Origin of the sequence: Dyella sp. OK004 (genome assembly GCF_900114495.1) — a bacterium.
Taxonomy (GTDB): domain Bacteria; phylum Pseudomonadota; class Gammaproteobacteria; order Xanthomonadales; family Rhodanobacteraceae; genus Dyella_D.
This window is the reverse complement of record NZ_FOZI01000001.1, coordinates 73,132-92,179: the sequence shown is the minus strand read 5'-3', so window position 1 is coordinate 92,179 and position 19,048 is coordinate 73,132. Positions and strand designations below refer to the sequence as shown.

Annotated in this window: 16 protein-coding genes; 10 read left to right on the top strand and 6 right to left on the bottom strand. The window is 63.3% G+C overall.

Annotation, left to right across the window (positions count from 1 at the left end; all coding sequences use genetic code 11):
* Window positions 1-87: 87 nt before the first annotated feature.
* The gene (locus tag BM338_RS00480) at window positions 88-1,662 is read right to left on the bottom strand and encodes an MBL fold metallo-hydrolase (protein ID WP_090448830.1); all 1,575 of its coding nucleotides are present in this window, start codon (window positions 1,660-1,662) and stop codon (window positions 88-90) included.
* A 160-nt stretch (window positions 1,663-1,822) separates the two neighbouring features.
* Here BM338_RS00480 and BM338_RS21530 point away from each other — a divergent pair, with 160 nt between their 5' ends.
* Window positions 1,823-2,089: a hypothetical protein gene (locus tag BM338_RS21530; protein ID WP_177229180.1), complete on the top strand. Its 267-nt coding sequence runs from the start codon at window positions 1,823-1,825 to the stop codon at window positions 2,087-2,089.
* 237 nt (window positions 2,090-2,326) lie between these two features.
* On the opposite strand, the gene BM338_RS00470 is transcribed toward BM338_RS21530, so the two are convergent.
* From BM338_RS00470 to BM338_RS00450, 5 genes are all read right to left on the bottom strand, one after another.
* On the bottom strand, window positions 2,327-3,400 hold the full coding sequence (locus tag BM338_RS00470; protein WP_090450030.1) for an acyltransferase family protein: 1,074 nt from the start codon (window positions 3,398-3,400) through the stop codon (window positions 2,327-2,329).
* The gene (locus tag BM338_RS00465; RefSeq protein ID WP_255367206.1) at window positions 3,397-5,736 is read right to left on the bottom strand and encodes a family 20 glycosylhydrolase; all 2,340 of its coding nucleotides are present in this window, start codon (window positions 5,734-5,736) and stop codon (window positions 3,397-3,399) included. The genes BM338_RS00470 and BM338_RS00465 overlap by 4 nt, the downstream gene beginning before the upstream one ends.
* Window positions 5,737-5,994: 258 nt before the next feature.
* Complete coding sequence (locus BM338_RS00460) at window positions 5,995-8,733, bottom strand: TonB-dependent receptor (RefSeq protein ID WP_090448827.1); 2,739 nt, start codon at window positions 8,731-8,733, stop codon at window positions 5,995-5,997.
* A gap of 85 nt (window positions 8,734-8,818) precedes the next feature.
* The gene (locus BM338_RS00455; protein WP_090448826.1) at window positions 8,819-9,856 is read right to left on the bottom strand and encodes an ROK family protein; all 1,038 of its coding nucleotides are present in this window, start codon (window positions 9,854-9,856) and stop codon (window positions 8,819-8,821) included.
* On the bottom strand, window positions 9,853-11,256 hold the full coding sequence (locus BM338_RS00450; protein ID WP_090450029.1) for an APC family permease: 1,404 nt from the start codon (window positions 11,254-11,256) through the stop codon (window positions 9,853-9,855). The genes BM338_RS00455 and BM338_RS00450 overlap by 4 nt, the downstream gene beginning before the upstream one ends.
* 550 nt (window positions 11,257-11,806) lie before the next feature.
* On the opposite strand from BM338_RS00450, the gene BM338_RS00445 reads away from it, so the two are divergent.
* From BM338_RS00445 to flhB, 9 genes are all read left to right on the top strand, one after another.
* On the top strand, window positions 11,807-13,006 hold the full coding sequence (locus BM338_RS00445; protein WP_090448825.1) for an ROK family protein: 1,200 nt from the start codon (window positions 11,807-11,809) through the stop codon (window positions 13,004-13,006).
* Between the two features lie 261 nt (window positions 13,007-13,267).
* The gene (locus BM338_RS00440) at window positions 13,268-13,783 is read left to right on the top strand and encodes a flagellar basal body-associated FliL family protein (RefSeq protein WP_090448824.1); all 516 of its coding nucleotides are present in this window, start codon (window positions 13,268-13,270) and stop codon (window positions 13,781-13,783) included.
* A 7-nt stretch (window positions 13,784-13,790) separates the two neighbouring features.
* Window positions 13,791-14,807 carry a flagellar motor switch protein FliM gene (gene fliM / locus BM338_RS00435; RefSeq protein ID WP_090448823.1) on the top strand — a complete coding sequence of 339 codons (1,017 nt, stop codon included), beginning with the start codon at window positions 13,791-13,793 and terminating at the stop codon, window positions 14,805-14,807.
* Window positions 14,808-14,866: 59 nt separating this feature from the next.
* A complete protein-coding gene (gene fliN / locus BM338_RS00430; RefSeq protein ID WP_255367205.1) occupies window positions 14,867-15,154 on the top strand; it encodes a flagellar motor switch protein FliN in 288 nt (95 codons plus the stop codon).
* A gap of 7 nt (window positions 15,155-15,161) precedes the next feature.
* Window positions 15,162-15,530: a flagellar biosynthetic protein FliO gene (gene fliO / locus BM338_RS00425; protein ID WP_255367140.1), complete on the top strand. Its 369-nt coding sequence runs from the start codon at window positions 15,162-15,164 to the stop codon at window positions 15,528-15,530.
* Entirely contained in the window at window positions 15,527-16,273 is a 747-nt protein-coding gene (gene fliP / locus BM338_RS00420; protein WP_090448821.1) for a flagellar type III secretion system pore protein FliP, read from the top strand. Before fliO ends, fliP begins: the two co-directional genes overlap by 4 nt.
* Window positions 16,274-16,738: 465 nt before the next feature.
* Window positions 16,739-17,008, top strand: coding sequence for a flagellar biosynthesis protein FliQ (fliQ, locus tag BM338_RS00415; protein ID WP_090448820.1), 270 nt, complete (start codon window positions 16,739-16,741; stop codon window positions 17,006-17,008).
* Window positions 17,005-17,775, top strand: a complete 771-nt coding sequence (gene fliR / locus BM338_RS00410) for a flagellar biosynthetic protein FliR (RefSeq protein WP_090448819.1) — start codon at window positions 17,005-17,007, stop codon at window positions 17,773-17,775. The genes fliQ and fliR overlap by 4 nt, the downstream gene beginning before the upstream one ends.
* Window positions 17,776-17,779: 4 nt before the next feature.
* Window positions 17,780-18,919 carry a flagellar biosynthesis protein FlhB gene (gene flhB, locus BM338_RS00405; protein WP_090448818.1) on the top strand — a complete coding sequence of 380 codons (1,140 nt, stop codon included), beginning with the start codon at window positions 17,780-17,782 and terminating at the stop codon, window positions 18,917-18,919.
* Window positions 18,920-19,048: the final 129 nt, after the last annotated feature.

Genomic DNA, 19,048 nt, shown 5'->3' with positions numbered 1-19,048 from the left:
CTGCCACTCTGCGTCGGGCGCGACTTTCGCGGGTTGAGTTGGACGCTCAATTACCTACTTGTCGGTCCGGCTAGCCTTTCGTGCGCTTCACGTCGCGCCCGGTGCTCCATCGACGCCTGCATCTTTAAGCGTTTTCAGCAGCGCCTCCCACGCGGTAGGGCGCATATGCATGCCAATCATGCGCAATCCGTCGGTGGCAATGGGTGTCGCCTCGACCGAATGCTTCAATTCCAGCAGCGATTCGGGTTGCAGCAGCGCACCGTTCGGTCCCAGTGGCATGACCATCTCGCCGGTATGCAGCAGGTGCGCGCCGGCGATCCAGGTCATTTCCATGGGCTGCTCACCGTCGTTCACGGGATACAGCACGATCGCGTTATGGCCCTGGCCGATGGCCGTCGCTTTCGATACCGGGCGAATGATGGGGGCGACGGGATGGGTTGCGAGTTCATCCGGTGCTAGGGTGTGTGGCGCATTGAGCATCGCGCGGATGACGGCGACGTTGCGGTCGCGTACGTAGATCGGAATACCGCGCGCTGCGTATTCGCGCACGCCGGCTACGTGCCAGTAGAACGCGGTGGACGTGATCAGTGCTTTCACCCGCATGCCGGGAAAGCGTCGCGCTGCTTCATCGAGCACCTTTCGCGAATAGCCGGTGGAGATGGGCGCATCGATGATCACCAGCCCATCGTCCTGGCGCACGATGGTGCTGAACCATGAGCCGGGGATCTGCACGATGCCGGGGGAGATTTCCGTAATGGGGGCCTTGGGATCTGGCGCCAGCGCCACGGGTTGACCGAGCGCAATGTCATCCAGCATTGCGTGGGATATGGGGACGGAGGTTACGGGCAACGCGAACGCGTTCGCATCGAGTGCCGCATCCATGTGCAGATCATTGCGGACAGTCGTTCTCAGATGGACGCCGTTGCGGTACAGGTCCGATTGCACGGGATAGCGCACGCCATCGAACAGCGCGTAGTTCATCAACTCGATTCGATCAGTCAGGTCACCCATGGCGTTATAGGCGAGGTCAACGCTATTGGCGCGCTGTAGTACGCGCGTGACTTCGATGGCGCTGGGTAGGCCGGTGGTGGCATCGAGAAAGAGGCGCACGGGATAACGCCCCACGTGGTACGAAACGACGTGCTGTGGAATGCCATGTGGCGAAGCGTCCTTCTCCCGCACGAGATCGTTGGCTTTTTCGGCAAGGAGGAGTGCGGCGATCGGCTCATCGACGTTCCACGCGGGCGGCGCGTCGTCACGCACGATCCTCAGCGGCTGGCCGGCCATGGTTCTGTCCGTGCGTTCTTCGGTTGACGTCAGCAGTGTTCGGGTGTGCAGCGAGGTAGGCTCCGCGCCGGCACCGAGCTGGGTCTCGTCGGTCAGCCGCCGGCCGCCCTGCATATCGTCCAGGACGGTCGCATGGGCGGCCCCCTGGAAAATATAGGGCGCATCGGCATGGTCGAATTCGACCGTATCCCAGGCTGCACTGATGGTTTCGGCGCGCAAGGCAGCCACCTGGTGCAGATCGTGAGTCTGGCCCATAGCCTTCAGCGCCCGGGAGACCAACGCCTGCGCGCCGGCGTCCGCGGCGTGGCCCGGCGTACTGAGCAACAGGCTGGCGGCGATGGCAAAGGAGAGCTTGATCAGTGCTTCGGATCGCATGGGTAACCTCAGTGGAAGGCACCCCTACTCACTGGCGAAGGACTCGCTTGGTGGCTTCTGCTAACTGCCAGGGGCAAACCAGATTGCGTCGCTCCTGACGAATACGCACCGGACCTGGGACAAGCGGCAACACGGCCGTGCCTAGCGGCATCCTGGCGAGGTGAGCGGTGGTTGGCCGAACGCACAAAACCACAGTTTTACGAATCCGCCGATTGGCGTAGCCTTCCACTGGCGGGATGCCTGCAAGCGCAAGCCCGAGGGGCTTGCGGACGGGGCGCTCGATGTGCGTTCAACAGACTGTAACCATGACCGGGGAATTGATATGAGCAAGGGTATGGATTCAAAGAAGAGCGATAAGAAGAAGCCGGCCAAGACCATGAAAGAAAAGAAGGCGGCCAAGGAGGAAAAGAAGAAGAACGCCAAGTAAGAAGGCTGTTCTGGTGCGGGGCACTTGCCCCGGCTGTGTTTGGTTGCCGCAGGCGACGACGAAACTCAGTACGACTTCGGCGCGCCAGGAAGGGGAAAAGCCAAGGGTCATGAGGCGAGCATTGCGAGCTCAAGCAATGCGACACCCACCGCCGCGGTGCAGCCGGTCCAGCCGGAATCACCGCGGCCACCTGCTCAAACGATATGGGTACGGGCTGTTGAGCCAGGGCGCGGCGAGCTACAGCCTCACGTAAATCCGCTTGCGATCCATCACGAAAACGATGAGCCACCAGAGCGCAACAAAAGCGATGGCGTACCCCAGCGAGAACAGCCTGGGATCGGCATGTTGCGCGGATGACCTGGCTGTCAGCAACGATTCGATGGCAGCCTGCAGGCCGCTGGCGGGAATCAGTATCTGCATGATTTCCGCGCCGGCATAAGCCGCAAGGGCATTGACTCCAAAGCGCCGGCCCAGCGGACGCCAGCCGCGCTGGTCGATCAGATAGTGGAACAGCCAGAGCGCGAGCATGGCGAGGCCGCCGGTCCAGAGTACGAACGACGGCGTCCAGAGATTTTTGTTGAACGGCAGCCAATGCGACCAGGCGAGCGCCACGAGTGATGCAGCGAGACCGGCGCCGATCAGCCTTCTGGCATGTCCGCCCCGCAACCAATGGCCGGCGCACAAGCCGAGCAGGCTGGTCGCGAGCGAGGGCAGGGTGCCGAGCAGTCCTTCAGGGTCGTGACCGCGGCCGGTGCCGGCGTCGATCTGATAGACGGCGCGACCGAACACGGTGCTGTCGAAGCGATCGACGAGGTTCACCCATGGGTCGAGGGAGCCACCCGCCCACAGCAATCCCCAATAACCCAGCAGCAGGAACACGATAGCTGTCCACCAGGTGCGCGGTTGTGCGTACAGCGCAAACAGACTGGTTCCGGCGAAACACAGGCCGATCCGCTGCAATACACCGGGCAGCCGCAAGTGCGCTTCCGGTATCAGCCACCATTCGAGCACGTTGATGGCGACACCGAGAAGCAGGATGCGCAGTGCACGCTGCATCGCCTGCCGCGTGAGTAAACCGGGCGATACCCCTTGTTCAAGTCGCGGCTCGAACGCGAGCGCGGTGGAGACGCCGACAATGAAAAGAAAGAAGGGAAAGATCAGGTCGGTGGGCGTGCAGCCGTTCCAGGCCGCATGTTCGAGCGGGGCATAGACATGGGCTTCGAGCCCCGGGTCGTTCACCAGCAACATGGCGGCGACGGTACAGCCGCGCAACGCATCGATCGATGAAAGGCGCGTGCTCGTCGTGCTCATGGACGCGGCTTCTTCAATGACGCGGCGGCGGGCTGCCATTGCAGACGGCCGACGCCGTAATACGGCGCTTGCGGTGATCCTGTCATCACAAGACATAGCGAGTGCGTGCCATGCATCGGCGGCAGTGCGGCCGTCAGCGTGAAGCGGGCCGGTGAGCTGGTCGGGTCGGGGAGGTTGGTTACCGACAAGGCGGGCCCATCGCAGCGGTCGGCGCGCAACTCGAGCTCGCCATGCTTTGTCGCCGTGGCGCGACTCGTGATCAGTTTGGCGTCGTGGGCGAGGGCGACGTTGCGGGGCAGGCGCGCCAGATCAATGTTGACGACAGCGGCGCCGTCGAGCGGCAGCGGTGGCGTGAGCCGGCAACTGTCGAAGACGTTGATGGTGTAGGTCGGCGTCAGCGACGTAGCATCCGGCGTCGGCTGCGCGCGCATCTCGTCGATGTGTTCCGACGGGCAGGCGGTCAGTTCGTTTCCTTCGAGGCTGCGCAAATGCGCTTCGTCCAGCACGCGCTCGCGGGTATTGGCCAGAAGGCTGCCGGATGTGGTCAGCGTGGCTGCGCGTATGGTCACCGGCAGGGTCGCTGTGAACGGTTTTGTGTAGACGGGTGAATGCGTGTCGGGCGGGGGCCCATCCAGCGTGTAGTGGATGACGCCGCTGCCAATCTGGTTGGAGAGCGTAACGGTCGCCTTGCTGCTGGCCAGTGCCTGTCGGCGATCCACGCCGATATCCACGGCATACGCGCTGTCCGCATAGCCAATGCCTTGCTGGCGATATCGGGCGAGCTGTGCGGGAAGGCGGGCGAGGAAGCTTTGCCAGTTCCGCTTGTCGGCCGGCGTCCACACGTTCTCCGCCAAGGCATCGAGCCGCGGGAAAATGGCGTGCTGGAGATGCGCTGCGGTCGGCATATGTTCCGTCCAGACATTGGCCTGCGCGCCCAGAATGCGCCGCACCTGCGTGTCCGCAAGCTCTGGCGGCACGATCTCGAATGCGTAGACGCTTTGCAGGCTCTGCATTGGCAGGCGCCCTGCGGTTTCGTCGTTGCGGGTGCTTTGCACGTAGTCGAGGTAGAGGAAGGGATCGGGGGCGACAACCACATCGTGGCCGGCGCGCGTGGCCTGTTCGATGCCTTTGATGCCGCGCCAGGACATCACTGCGGCATCGCCAGGCACGCCGCCTTCGAGGATCTCATCCCAGCCGATCAGGCGCCGGCCATGGTTGTCCAGGTAGTGACCCAGGCGCCCCATCAACCAGCTTTGCAGTTGCTCGGGATGTTGCAGGCCCAGTGCGCGCATGCGCTGTTGCACGGCCGGCGATGCTTCCCACTGATCCTTGATGGCTTCATCGCCGCCCAGGTGGATATAGCGCGAGGGGAACAGCGCCATCACTTCATCGAGCACGCCTTCGAGGAAATGCAGGGTCGGCTCGTCGACGTTGTAGAGGTAGGGATTGACGCCCCAGTCCGCCGAAACCGCCGGACGCTGGCCAGTGACGCCGAACTGCGGATACGCCGCGACGGCCGCCTGTGCGTGGCCGGGCATGTCCAGCTCCGGCACGACGGTGATGTGGCGCGCGGCGGCATAGGCCACGACATGCCGGATGTCGTCCTGGCTGTAGTAACCGCCGTAGCGCGCGGGCTCACCGTCCTTGCCGGCATCGGGCGGCGTGCGCCATGCGCCGGTGTGGGTCAGTTCCGGGTAGCGCTTGATCTCGATGCGCCAGCCCTGGTCGTCGGTCAGATGCCAGTGGAGTACGTTGAGTTTGTGCAGCGCCATCTGCTCGAGGATGCCCTCGATCTCAGCCACGCTCTGCATATGCCTGGCCGAATCGATCATCAGGCCGCGCCAGGCGAAACGCGGCCAGTCGGCGATATGTACGGCCGGCACATGGAATGTTTTGTCCGTGGCGTTAGCGCTGACCAGCTGCGCCAGACTCACCGCGCCGTAATACAGCCCGCTTTCATCGCGGGCGATGATGCGCGCTGCCTTGGCTGTGACGTCGAGGGTGTAACCCTCGGACTGCGTGACCGGCGCATCGGCGCGCCGGCTGATGACGATGACGGTTTGCTCCATGGCCGCCCGTCCCTGTGCCGGCGATCCTTCGCCGACGGTCAGGGATGGGCCACCGAGACGTGCCAGCATGTCCGAAAGCGCGTGAGCTACCCGAAGTGCCGCCGGGTCGGAGGGATCGACGCGAACCACGATTCGCGCTCCGATGGTCAACTGCCCTTCGTGTGTTTCCACCGTTGAGGGTCGGGGGATCAGTGGTAGCTCGGCACTTGCGGACGCGAGGCACGAATGGAAAAAGAGTGCGCTGAAGAAAACAGGAAGGATCTTCAATGGACTGATCTTCATGAGTGGTGACGACGTCTGGTGAATGACATGTCCATCTTTTCCGCCAAATGGCGTCGAATCTCAGCCGAGGCTGATGCTTGCCTTCCCGCGCATATAAGGGCTCGCTTTTAATCTCCTCCCCCTGCTTGCAGGGGGAGGTCGGGAGGGGGTGAGTACTTGAGAAAGCGTCTCACGCAACGTTTTCTCAAGTACTCACCCCCTCCCCAGCCCTCCCCTGCTAGCAGGGGAGGGAGTTAGACATCCTTAAAACTTGAAATGCAGATTCATCATGTACCGGCGACCCGTGGTGTAAGTGTTGAGTGGTTCGCGCTTGGTGTCCTGATACTGGAAGTATTTCTCGTCGAGCAGGTTCATCGCGTCCAGCGTGACGGAGATATTGGGGTTGAAGGTCCAGCCCAGGCTCGCGTCGAGTTCGGTATAGGCGTCCACCGTGGCTGGCGCGGCGCCGGCGATAAAGCCGCCTGCCAGGTATTTGCTGCGCCAGCCGTAGATCAGGCGGGCGGACAGCGGGCCTTTCTCGTAGTACGGGCTGAGATTGATGGCGTTGTCCGAACTGTAGGGCAGCGCTTGACCGGTGCTGTTGCGTGCGTGCGTGTAGGTGTAGTTGGCGGAAAGGCCAAACCCGGTGTCGCCGAACGGCTGCTGGTAGTTCAAGGTAAAGCCGCGGATCTTGCCGGCGCCTGCGTTGTAGGGGCGGATGACGGTGTAGTCGCAGTAACCGGATACGTCGCAATTGCCTAACTGGCCATTGACGTACTTCTGCACGAAGTTGGCGTGATCGGAGTCGTTGAAGCTGTTGTAGAGGCGCTCGGTTTTGGCGACCTGGTCGATGTAGTTGAGTACGTGCTTGTAGAACACCGAGGCGGCCAGCACCGACTGTGAGCTGAAATACCATTCGGCCGATGCATTGAAGTTGTAGGACTTGTAAGGCTGGAGTCCGCCGTTGCCGCCGGTGCCGTTGAGAATGTCGTCGTTGAGGAAGGTGTTGGGCACGAGCTGGTTGTAGGGCGCCCACGAAATGACTTTCGCGGCCGAGAGGCGCAGCACCACGTCATGCTGAGTGTCGTAGGCGAGATTGAAAGCAGGAAGCCAGTCGTTGTAAGTGGCCTGCGATGTCCTGCGCCATGCGTCCGGCACCGGGTAGACGGGCACGCCGACGGCCTGGATGTAATTGCCGTCGATCTTGGTGTGCACGTAGCGCACGCCGAAGTTGCCGCGGAACGAATCGACGTTGAAATTGCCCTGGGCGTACAGCGCCTCCGCTTCCTGGCGCACGCTCCAGGTGCCGTTGATGTAGTTGGCCGGGCTCACCGCCGTCCAATCGATCGGGCTGTGGTCGATCCAAGCGAGCTCGGCGCCGTCCGTTGTCTGCACATGCCGGCGCTGATCCGCCGAGAAACCGGAGAAGTGGCTGCTGGTGAGGAAGTCGGTGTAGCTGATGCCACCGACATCCGCCAGCGAACCGTTGGTGATGCCCTGCGCATACGAGCGATAGTCGGAGCCTTCGTTGTGGCGGGTATAGCGCGCGCCGATCAGCACTTGGTTCACCGCGCCGTCGAAGTCCTTGCTGAAATCGAGCTGGCCGTAGAAATCCCGCGAGGACAGCGGATTGCGCAGCAGGCTGTCGCTGCCCGAGGGCGAGATCCAGTTGGTTGGGTCGCGGGCTGCGCTGGGGTCATCGAAGTGGATGCCGTGCTTGATGTCCCAGTTGTAGCTGCCGCCGTACAAGAAGCCGAGGTAATACTCCTGCAGCGTGTTGCTGGCCTTGCTCGCGCCAGTCTGGCCGGTGAGTTCCCAGCCATCGCCACGGTAACTGCCCTTGAGATCCAGGCCCTTGGTGGTGACCACCGACTTGCGTGCGAACGAGTCGAGATAGATCGTCGGCGAGCAGCCCGCCGCGGCACCACAGACATGGCCGCCCTGGACCACGCCATGGTTGGCCGGCGTGGTGAGCGCATCGAGGTTTTGCTCAGGCCCCTGGAAATACAGCGACTGCTCGAAGTTGCTGAAGTTTTCGCGCACATACAGCGCGCTGGCGGTGAACTCCAGGCGATCCGTCGGCTTGTACTGCACGGTGCCGGTAACCGTGTCGCGCTTGCGATGCTGCTGGAACCACGCCGCGTTGAGCGAGTCGGGCATGAGGTCGCTGCCGGCCACCTGGCCGTTGGCGAGAAGGCCTGTCACCAGGGGGCTGACCTGGGAGGCATCGTTCATCGACTGATAGTTGAAGATCTCGGTGCCCTGGCGATCCGTCTGCTCTTCGTAATGCGACACCGATACCAATGCGCCGAGCGTCGATTGCGTGTTCTTCCAGCTGTACAACACGGAGGCGTTCGGGCGCGCCTTGTCGGCCTGGTCGCCATAGTTGAAACCAACCGTGCCGGTGACGGTGTTCGCCTTCAGGTCTAGCGGCTCACGCGTATGCATGATCACGGTGCCGCCGATGCTGCCTTCGGGCAGGCGCGCTTCCGGTGACTTGTAGATCTCCAGGCGGCCCAGCACCTCCGGCGCCAGCAGGGTGTAGTCAAAGCCGCGATTGGGCTGTTCGCCCACCAGCCATGGCGTTTGTGCGACCGGATGGCCATCGAGGAAGGTGAGGTTGAGGCTGGGATCGGTACCGTCGATGCTGACGCGCTCACCCTGGCCGAAACGCCGGTCGATGGTGACGCCGGGTATCTGCGCCATGGCCTCGGCGACATTGGTGCTCGGGAATTTGCCGATGTCCTCGGCGGTGATCGCATCGACGATCGCGTCCGCATCGCGCTTGGTGTCCAGCGATTTGGCCATGCTGCCGCGAATGCCGGTGACCGTGACTGCCGCGAGATCCTTGGCGTTCTTCGCCTCGGCCCTGGTCTGATTCGATGCCGGTTTCGTATCGGTGCCCGACGCCGGCGGCGTCGTACTCTGGGCCTGCGACGGCCATGGCGTGCAACACAGCCCGGCGACGATGGCGGCTGCCAGTAGAGATGTTCGATGCTGCATGGTGGTCCTCCCCTCCAGTGCTGAATTTTTGCGGTCGGCGATGACGAGTGCGGCTCCCCAGCCGCGACCTGCACGCCTTGGTCGGTTACAGATGCTGTTTGGCTTCCCTGGCCCCTGCGGATGGCTGGCTAACGGCATCCGGTGCCTCGCCCATGGATGTGTCGAAGATCGATGACGGAAGTGCCGGCAGGTCGGTAGCGCGGCGTGCCAGTTCCAGCGCGCCCCACAGCGGCGCGTCGTCGGCGAAGCGCGCGCTCACCAGGGTGGGCGGAAATGGCACCAGCCGTTGCAGTGACTGCGCGAGATTCTGCTCAAGCACGGGGTATTGCTGGTTGACACCGCCGCCAATGGCGATGCGCTCCACGTCGAAGGCGATCGACAGATTCACCAGCTGCGCCGCCAGGGCATGAAGCCGCCGCTGCAATTCGCGCTGCACGTGCGGCTCGGTGCTGCGGAACAGGTCTTTGGCGCGCTGATCCGACCCCAGCATCTGCTGCGCCAGCGCGTCCAGCGATGCGCCGGAAAACACCGCCTCCATTGGCGCGACACCTTCGCGCCAGCCACGCCACTGTTCGGGCGCGTGCTGGTCGAGAAAAGGCGTCAACTGATAGCCGATCTCCAGTGCTGCACCGTTGCGACCGCGATAGACCTCGCCATTGATGATGGCCGCGGCGGCAAGGCCGGTGCCGATGTTGAGGTAGAGCGCATGATCGGTGCCGCGCAGTCCGCCCCACGCATGTTCGGCCAGGGCGCCGGCCTTCACGTCGTTGTCCAGCGTGATGGCGGTGGTGTCAAAAGCGGCGGCGAGTTCGCCGTGCAAGTCGATGCCTTCCAACCCTGGTGTGTTGGGCGCCATGCGCAGATGGCGTTCGCGCACTACACCGGGGAAGACGGCGGCAACGCCCAGCAGGGGGCCATTGCCTTCGGATGCCGCGCAACGTTTCGCCGCGGCGATGAGTCGTTGCAGCGCGGCGCGGCCAGTGAGTTCCGCTGCGTGCGTATCCAGCCGGTCGCGATGCAGCTTGCCGGTAGCGGTGTCGTAGCTGGCGATCTGCGTCTTGGTGCCGCCGACGTCGATCGCGAGCAACACGCCCTGCGCTGAGGTTGGCAGGTTCCGGCTCATGCGTGCTTCGCCTTCAGTGCGTGCGCACGCGACCACCACAGATGCGCGATCGATCCGAGCAGCAACCACGCCAGCGACCACTGGATGGGATACGCGCCCGGCGCGTTCTGGTTCGACGCCATGTAGATGTATACCCAGCCGAGCAGTGCGATCAGCGCGGGCACGGGGTATAGCCACATCTTGTAGGGGCGCTCTAGCTCCGGGCGGTTGCGGCGCAACGCGAACAGCGCTGCGATCTGCGCCACCGACTGGACCAGGATCATCACCGTGGTCAGCAACTGGATCAGCGTGGTCAATGAGGTGAGACGCCCGACGGCGAAGCCGAGCGTAGTCAGCACACCCATCGCCAGCAGGCCCCAAGTAGGAAAGCCCAGGCGCGGGTGAATCTGCGAAAACGCCTTGAAGAAGACGCCATCGCGCGCGGCCTCGTAAGGCACGCGCGACCCGCCGAGCAAACCGGCGAACACCGACGCGGCCGCCGTGATCAGGATCAGCACGGTGACGACGCCCGCGGCGTTCGCGCCCCATGATTCATTCAGAACGACAGATGCCACCGAACTGAATGCCGCCGAGTTCGGGTCGAGCATGCGATGCCAGTCGACCACACCGAGCACGCCGATCTGCATCGTGAAATAGACCACGAACATGCCGAGGATCGACAGCACGATCGAGGCCGGTATGACCTTGCCCGGGTTCTTTACTTCGGCCGCGAGGTACGCCGAGGTGTTGTAGCCGAGGTAGTCGTAGGTGCCGATGGTCAGGCTGCCCGCGAGCCCGAACCAGAACGCGCTGCTGCCCAGATCGAACGCGCCTGCCGGAAAGCTGAAAGCGCGCGCGGCATTGAAGTGCGATAGCGAGGCAGCGATCAGACAGACGATGCTGGCGAGCATCACGATCCACAGCGCGATGCCGAGCCGGCCGATTGACCGCGTGGTGCGCCATAGCAGGCCGATGGTGATCCAGATCAGCGCTAACCCGATCAGGTTGCCGTGCAGCGTGCTCATCTTCGGCAGGAACCAGCCGAGATATTGGACAAAGCCCATCACGCCCGTGGCCATGGTCATCGGGATGAACAGCATCGCCGTCCACACGAAGAGAAAGGGCAGCAGCGTGCCGGTGCGTTTGCCGAAGGCTTCCCGCAGATAGATATAAGTGCCGCCGGCGCCGGGCAGGGAAGCGCCCAGTTCGGCCCAGACCAAGCCGTCACACAGAGCCAGCAGGGCGCCGAGCAACCAGCCGAGATAAGCCTGCGGGCCGCCCATCACCACGATCATCGCGGGAATGGTGATGAAGGGGCCGGCGCCGCACATCTGGCTCATGTTGAGGGCCACGGCCGACGCCAGGCCCAGCCGCGGTTTCAGCTGAGGTGCCTCAGAGACTGGGTGCGTCTGGCTTCGCATGCTCTCGGCGATCTCCGGAAACAGCGTGACGGTGGTGGGCAGGAGCTGGCTGAGCGAAGAAAAGCACAAGTTTTCTATTAATTCAAGTTGAAGAAATTAATTGAGTGAGGTTGTAGTGTTCGCCATGGGCGGTGCCGCCGGGGTCTAGTTGGTGTTGAGTCTCAGCAGTGCGAGCGGTTGACTCCCTCCCCCGCTTGCGGGGGAGGGTTGGGGAGGGGGAAGTACTTGAGAAAGCGCTTCCATGAGAGGTTTTCGCAAGAGCTCACCCCCTCCCGACCTCCCCCTGCTAGCAGGGGGAGGAGAAAAGCGCATAGCTGAGGCGCGCCACCAATCAGGTTGCCAGATGGGTTTCCGACGCATCGTCCATTGGAGTTGCATGAGGTCATTGCCCAGGCGGGGCGGCGGTGGCGCTTGAAGGCGGCATATAGAATCCAGTCGCCTTCCGGCTCGAACATCCGCCCCATCGTGGCGACTGACCCGCGATTTGCCTGGCGCCGCATGGCGCCGCGTATCCCGCGTCTGACTATCCTCAAATAGCGAACCGCCAGCGATGCCGATGTCTTCCAAGTCCAACAAGCCGACCACGGGGACCAACCTCGAACATGCCCGGCTGCACAATCGGCGTGTCGTGCTGGAGGCCATCCGCCAAGCCGGCAGGCTGACCCGTGCGGACCTGACGCGGCTCACCTCGCTCACCGCGCAGACCATCTCCAACATCGTCGCGGAGTTGATCGCCGAATCGAAACTGTCGGCACACGCTCCCGAAAAGATCGCCCGAGGGCAGCCGCCCATCCCGCTATCGATCAACCCCGACGGCGGTTTCTCGATCGGCTTCCACGTCGAGCAGCATCAGATCGTCGCGGTACTGCTGGACTTGAAGGGAGTCACGCGCGGACGGCGCGTCCACGCCGTGAGCTACCCGACCTTTGCCGAGGCCTTGCCGCTGCTGCTGAAATGCATCGATGCGTTTCGCCGCAAGGTATCGGCTGAGCGATTGCTCGGTATCGGCATTGCGCTGCCCGGCCCCTTTGGCGTTGAAGGCATGAGCGCGGTAGGCCCCACCAGCATGCCCGGCTGGGACGACGAGCAGAGTCTCGCCGTGTTGCGCCAGAAAACCGGGCTTCCCGTGCTGATGGAGAACGATGCGACGGCTGCCGCGATGGGCGAGCGGTTGTATGGCGTGGCCGGTGGCATGCGGGATTTCGCGTACCTGTTCGTCGGGCACGGCCTCGGTTCCGGGTTCTACCTCGACAACCGGCTCTACTCCGGGCATTGGCGCAATGCCGGCGAAATCGGCCACGTGATCGTTACGCCGAACGGCAAGCCCTGCTACTGCGGCAAGCGCGGCTGCCTGGAGCGCTACGTTTCCGGCGCATCCCTGCTGGAGCATTTGGGTGTTGGCGCCGATCAGAACCTGAGCGATCTGGATCTGACCGACCGCAAACACACCGCGGGCATTCAGCGCTGGCTGGCCGAAGCCGTACCTGCGCTTCGCCATGCGGTTAGCGTGCTGGAATCGCTGCTGGATCCGGAAACCGTACTCATCGGCGGCACCCTCTCCAACGACATCCTGGGGCGACTGATCGAACAGTCACCGCCGTTATTCCCCTCCGTCAGCGTCAGGGCGAACCGCGCCCATGCGCGACTCCAGCTGGGCACGGCGGGACCGGATTGCGTGGCGCTTGGCGCGGCCGCGCTGGTGGTGCTTGCCGAACTCAGCCCCGACTATCAGGCCTTGTTGAAAGCCTGACAGCGTCGAACTGCGAAGGCAGGCTGGTCTTCGACATGATTTTCCGATCCTCATGCGGGGAAGGGCGATGCCGACGCCGTGGCATTGCCGCGACAACCCTCCGACACGCGTCAATAAAACGCCGCGCTTCCTCGTCGGCCCGTCGCAAGCCGCACCACTAAGCCATTTCCCTAGATGGCACACGGATTGCTTTTAGACCTTGGCCCGGCACCGCGATGCATCGCTGCCGGGCATGGATCCGTTTTCTTTTAGAGGTCATGCATGTCGAACGCTGAGCAAGTTCCCGCCGAGGTTCCCGCCACGAAGGCAGGTGGCGGGCGGAGTGTGGTTTTAATTCTGGCGGTGGCGCTGCTGGTGGTATCGGCGGTGTGCGGCTATGCCTTGTACACGCTGCGTGGTCATGGCGCGGCAACGCCGGGACATGTGGCCGACGCCAAGAGTGCGGACAAGCCGAAGGGGCCGGAGCTGTATCTGCAGCTCGATCCAGCCTTCGTGGTGAATTTCCAGAAGGCGGATTCGCTCAGCTATCTGCAAGTGGGCGTGACCCTGATGGCGCACGACCCGGCCGCAATCCAGGCCGCGAAGGATGCCGATCCGGTGATCCGCAACGCGCTGGTGATGCTGTTCTCCAGCCAGGACTACACCGCGCTGGTCGATACCACGGGCAAGCAGAAGCTGCAGTCGAAAGCGCTGTCGGCGGTGCAGAAGATTGTGGAAGACAAACTCGGCCGTCCCGGTGTGGACGCGCTGTATTTCACCAGCTTTGTGATGCAGTGAGGGTGTCGTGAGCGAGCTGCTCTCCCAGGAAGAAATCGACGCGCTGCTCAATGGCGTCAACGGTGGCGAGGTGGCCACCGGTGGCGATGAGCCGCCGCCGACAGACGCGGTGCTGTCTTACGACTTCACTCAGCAGGACCGCATCGTGCGCGGCCGCCTGCCGACGCTGGAGATGGTCAACGACCGCTTCGCGCGCTACTTCCGCACCGGTGTTTTCGGCGTACTGCGCAAGACCTGCGAGGTCTCGGTGCTGGGCGTGAAGATGATGAAGTTCAGCGAGTACGTGCACGGGCTGGCGGTGCCGAGCAATCTGAACCTGGTAAGGGTGAAGCCGCTGCGCGGCACCGCGCTGATGGTGATGGAGCCGCGCCTGGTCTTCACCGTGATCGATAATTTTTTTGGCGGCGATGGCCGCTACCACGCGCGCATCGAAGGTCGCGATTTCTCGCCAACCGAATCGCGTGTGATCCAGATCGTGTTGGCGGAGATCTTCGTCGCGATGGTGGAGGCTTGGGCGCCGGTGCTGCCGTTGAACTTTGAATTCATCAATTCGGAGATCAATCCGCAGTTCGCCAATATCGTCAGTCCCACCGAGACGGTGGTGGTATCGCGCTTCCATGTGGAACTGGATGGCGGTGGCGGCGAAATTCATTTGACCCTGCCGTATTCGATGGTCGAGCCGATCCGCGTGTTGCTGGATGCCGGCGTGCAGAGCGACCGCGTCGAGCGCGACGAGCGCTGGCTGGAAAGTCTGCATCAGGAAGTGCTGGATGCCGAAGTCGAGCTCAGCACCATGTTGCTGGAAACCAGCATGAACATCGGCGACTTCCTGCGCCTGCGTCCCGGTGACGTGATCCCGGTGAACCTGCCCGAACTGTGCACGGTGTTCGCTGAGGACGTGCCGATCTTCCGCGGCCATCACGGCAAATCCGGCGGCCACAAGGCCGTGCGCTTCCAAGCTTTGGCTGGCCGCCGCGAAGTGCGCGCGTCCGCCGACTTCTCCAACGGGAACCCTTCCGCATGAGCACCACCAACGATTCCGCCACACTGCTTGATCCCGCCGGCCGCCCCGAATACGAAACCATGCTCGGCGTGGCGGGCGAGGGCGGCGACGTCAATCTCGACCTGATCCTCGACGTGCCGGTGACGCTGGCGATGGAAGTGGGCCGCACACGCATCAGCATCCGCAACCTGCTGCAGCTCAACCAGGGCTCAGTGGTGGAGCTGGACCGCGCAGCCGGTGAACCGCTGGATGTGTTCGTCAACGGCACTCTCGTTGCGCACGGCGAAGTGGTGGTGATCAACGAGAAGTTCGGCATCCGCCTGACCGACGTGATCAGCCCCGCCGAGCGCGTGCGCAAGCTGCGTTGAGGTGGTGATGATGCTCGCCGCCGCCTTGCCGGTCGCCGATGTCAGCGTGGGCGCGGAATTACTGCGCGTAGTGTTGAGCTTGGCCGGCATCATCCTGCTGATCTTCGCTGCCGGCTGGCTCAGTCGCCGCCTGCAGGCGCGTACGCAGCCGGGTGGCCGGCGCATTCGCTGCGTCGAATCCTTTGCGGTCGGTGCGCGCGAGCGCGTGCTGCTGGTGGATGCCGATGGCAAGCGCTTGTTGCTTGGCGTGGGGCCGGGCGGCATGCGCACCTTGCATGTGTATGAAGGCGTGGCGCCCGCGCCGGCCGATGTGCCGCCTGCGGCGCCGGCTCCGTCGTTCGCCGACGTGCTCGGTTTGTGGAAGCGCAAATCATGAAGTGGCTGCGTGCGCTGATCCTTCCTGCGTTGCTGCTGACGCCGTTCGCGGCGCTGGCGGAGCCGGCCGGCATTCCGGTGTTGAATGTGCAGAACGCCGCGGGTGGCGGGCAGAGCTGGACCTTGTCCCTGCAGCTGCTGGCACTGATGACGGTGCTGACGCTGTTGCCGGCGATCCTGCTGATGATGACCTCGTTCACGCGCATCATCATCGTGCTGGGTTTTCTGCGACAGGCGCTGGGTACGCAGTCCACGCCGCCGAATCAGGTGCTGCTGGGGCTGGCGCTTTTTCTCACGTTGTTCGTGATGACGCCGGTGCTCAACCACGCTTATCAGGATGGCGTGAAGCCGTACATGGACGGCCAGCTGACGGTGGAGCAGGCGATTCCGGCGGCGGCAGCGCCGTTCAAGCATTTCATGCTGGATCAGACGCGCGATGCGGATCTGCAGTTGTTTACCAAGTTGGCGAATGAGCAGCCGTATGCCGACAAAAGTTCGGTGCCGTTCCGGGTGGCGATGCCGGCGTTTGTCACCAGCGAGTTGAAGACGGCGTTTCAGATGGGGTTTTTGTTGTTCATTCCCTTTCTGATTATCGATCTGGTGGTGGCGAGTGTGTTGATGTCGATGGGCATGATGATGGTGTCGCCGATGATCATCTCGTTGCCGTTCAAGATTATGTTGTTTGTGTTGGTGGATGGGTGGGCGCTTTTGTTGGGGACGTTGGCGGGGAGTTTTTACTCATGATGGCGCCACGCGCTCTTTCTCCCTCTCCCCTCCGGGGAGAGGGCCGGGGTGAGGGGTGGGTGCTCGGTTCGCCATTTCCTACTTCGTCATTCCGGCGCAGGCCGGAATCCAGTGGCGTTATCGCGCGGTTGTCGCGTCTGCGTGCCTTGGCTCGCCTGCCGCGGGCTTTCGTACCGCTGCCGCGGTCCGAGTCACTTTTCTTTGCTTGCCCAAAGAAAAGTAACCAAAAGAAAAGGCACCCCTCTTGCGCGCCCTCCGGCTACGCCTGCGGGTCCGTGAGGGTCGGCCGGGCTTTTCGACAGGACATCCATGTCCTGTCGAAAAGGCGCAGGCATCCCTGCCTGCGCCCCCTACGGGGCCTGATCGTCCAACCCTCACCGCTCCACAGGGGACCCGTTACGGGCTCGCTTCGCATCGCCGTGCTTTCCCCCCCTCTCTTTGGCAACCTTTCTCGTCGGTGTCGCCATGACGCCTGAATCCGTCATCGAATTCGGCCAGCACGCGCTTTACGTCGCGATGCTCGTAGCCGCTCCGCTGTTGCTCACCGCGCTGGCCGTCGGTCTGTTGATCGGTGTGATCCAGGCCGCCACGCAGATCAATGAAATGACGCTCAGCTTCATCCCGAAGCTGATCGCGATGGCGTTGGTGGCGTTGATCACCGGGCCGTGGATGTTGCGCACGCTGGTGCAGTTCACGCGGCATTTGATCGAGGGGTTGCCGGGGGCTGTGCGGTGACGAGCGTGGATCTGGCGCAGTTGCCGGTGTGGCTTGGTGGCTTGATGTGGGCCACGGGGCGGGTGGCTGGGTTGTTTTTGATGGCGCCGGTGTTTGGGGCGTCGGTGTTGCCGGCGCGGATCCGGGTGGCGTTGATTCTGTTGTTGACGATGGTATTGGCGCCGCTGGCGCCGGCGCGGATCGATCCGATGACGGCGGATGGTGTCGCCACGATGGCGGGGCAGGTGTTGATCGGCGCGGCGGTGGGTTTTGTGTTGCGGCTGACGTTTGAGGCGGTGGCGTTCGGCGGGCAGTTGGTGGCGCAGAGCATGAGTCTCGGCTTTGCCGAAGTGGTGAATCCGCAGGGTGGTGGCAGTTCGCCGGTACTGAATCAGTTTTATCTGTTGCTGGTGACGCTGTTGTTCCTGGCGATGGATGGACATTTGCGTTTGATCGCGCTGCTGGCGGACAGCTTCACCAGCCTGCCGCCGGGTGCGGATGCGATCACTTCGAATGGCCTGCATGCGGTGGTGGCGTTCGGCTCGCAGTTGTTCTCAGGCGCGGTGCGGGTGGCGTTGCCGGCGATGACGGCGTTGCTGGTGGTGAATATGGGCTTTGCGGCGATCAGCCGCGCGGCGCCGTCGATGAATCTGTTCGCGGTGGGTTTCCCGATCACGATCTGTCTGGGCTTTATCGCCCTGTGGCTGGCTTTGCGCAGCCTGCCCGGTGCATTTGCGTCGTTGCAGGATTCGGCGTGGTCGTTGATGCACGAACTGGTCGGAGGCTAGGGCGATGTCCGAGCATGACGATCAGGAACGCACCGAACAACCTTCAGAAAAAAAGCTGCGCGAAGCGCGGGAGAAGGGTGATGTCCCGCGCTCGCGTGATCTCTCCGGCGCGATGGTGGTGCTGGCGGGTGTCGCCGCCTTGATGAGTGGCGGCGAGCGGGCATATCTGCATGCGCACAAGATCTACGCGATGAGTCTGGGCTACGGGCGCGAGGCTTTGTTCTCGGGCGAGTTGCCTGCGCGTGTGCTGGGCGCGGCCTTGCGTGAGGCGCTGTTGCTGTTTACGCCGGTGGCGGTGGCGACGCTGCTGGCGACTTTCGCCGCGCCGGTCTTGCTCGGTGGTTTGAGTTTCAGTGGGCAGGCGTTGGAGCCGAAGTTCGACCGGCTTGATCCGATCGCCGGTTTCGGGCGCATCTTTGCGTTGCGCGGACTGGTGGAGCTGGCGAAGTCGTTGCTGAAGCTGCTGTTCATTGGTTCCGCCCTGGCGTGGGTGTTGTGGCATTCGCAGGACGCCATGCAGGCCACGGGGCGCGGCACGGTGGTGTCGGGGATCACGCATGCGTTGTCGCTGCTCGGGCGTGCGGCCTTGTTGTTCGGCACCATGCTGGCGCTGATCGGCGGTATCGATGCGCTGTACCAGCGTTTCGATTACGCCAAGAAGTTGCGCATGAGCAAGCAGGAAGTGCGCGACGAGATGAAGGAGAACGAGGGTAACCCCGAGCTCAAGGGGCGCATCCGTCAGGTGCAGCACCAGCTGGCGCGCCGCCGCATGATGCAGGAGTTGCCCAAGGCAGACGTGGTGGTGACCAACCCCACCCACTTCGCGGTAGCGCTGAAGTACGACGACGGCCGCATGCGCGCGCCGCGCGTGATCGCCAAGGGTGTGGACGTGTTGGCGATGCAGATCCGCCAGGTGGCCGGCAGTCATCGCATTCCGATGGTGGAGGCGCCGCCGCTGGCACGTGCGCTGTATGCCACCACGGAACTGGGGCGCGAGATTCCGGCGTCTCTGTATATCGCGGTGGCGCAGGTGCTGGCCTATGTGTTTCAGCTGCGTCAGGCCGTTGCGCACGACGCTGCGCCGCCGATTCCGCCGTCGCCGGATATCGATCCCGATCTGATGGGGCCGTACCGTGAAGGCTAGAGCACGTGGTTGCGAGCTGTTAGCTCCTCCCCCTGCCTGCAGGGGGAGGCTGGGAGGGGGTAACGCTCTTGCGATTGCCTTGCCCGCAGCGCTTTCTCAAGTACCCACCCCTCCCCAACCCTCCCCTGC

Excerpts from the sequence above, each read along its gene's own strand:
- BM338_RS00455 (WP_090448826.1), bottom strand. The coding sequence starts at position 9,856 with ATGAGCCGGAACCTGCCAACCTCAGCGCAGGGCGTGTTGCTCGCGATC.
- BM338_RS00480 (WP_090448830.1), bottom strand. The coding sequence starts at position 1,662 with ATGCGATCCGAAGCACTGATCAAGCTCTCCTTTGCCATCGCCGCCAGC.
- BM338_RS00460 (WP_090448827.1), bottom strand. The coding sequence starts at position 8,733 with ATGCAGCATCGAACATCTCTACTGGCAGCCGCCATCGTCGCCGGGCTG.
- BM338_RS00450 (WP_090450029.1), bottom strand. The coding sequence starts at position 11,256 with ATGCGAAGCCAGACGCACCCAGTCTCTGAGGCACCTCAGCTGAAACCG.
- fliP (WP_090448821.1), top strand. The coding sequence starts at position 15,527 with ATGAAGTGGCTGCGTGCGCTGATCCTTCCTGCGTTGCTGCTGACGCCG.
- flhB (WP_090448818.1), top strand. The coding sequence starts at position 17,780 with ATGTCCGAGCATGACGATCAGGAACGCACCGAACAACCTTCAGAAAAA.
- fliQ (WP_090448820.1), top strand. The coding sequence starts at position 16,739 with ATGACGCCTGAATCCGTCATCGAATTCGGCCAGCACGCGCTTTACGTC.
- BM338_RS00470 (WP_090450030.1), bottom strand. The coding sequence starts at position 3,400 with ATGAGCACGACGAGCACGCGCCTTTCATCGATCGATGCGTTGCGCGGC.
- fliN (WP_255367205.1), top strand. The coding sequence starts at position 14,867 with ATGCTCGGCGTGGCGGGCGAGGGCGGCGACGTCAATCTCGACCTGATC.
- BM338_RS00445 (WP_090448825.1), top strand. The coding sequence starts at position 11,807 with ATGCCGATGTCTTCCAAGTCCAACAAGCCGACCACGGGGACCAACCTC.
- fliO (WP_255367140.1), top strand. The coding sequence starts at position 15,162 with ATGATGCTCGCCGCCGCCTTGCCGGTCGCCGATGTCAGCGTGGGCGCG.
- BM338_RS00440 (WP_090448824.1), top strand. The coding sequence starts at position 13,268 with ATGTCGAACGCTGAGCAAGTTCCCGCCGAGGTTCCCGCCACGAAGGCA.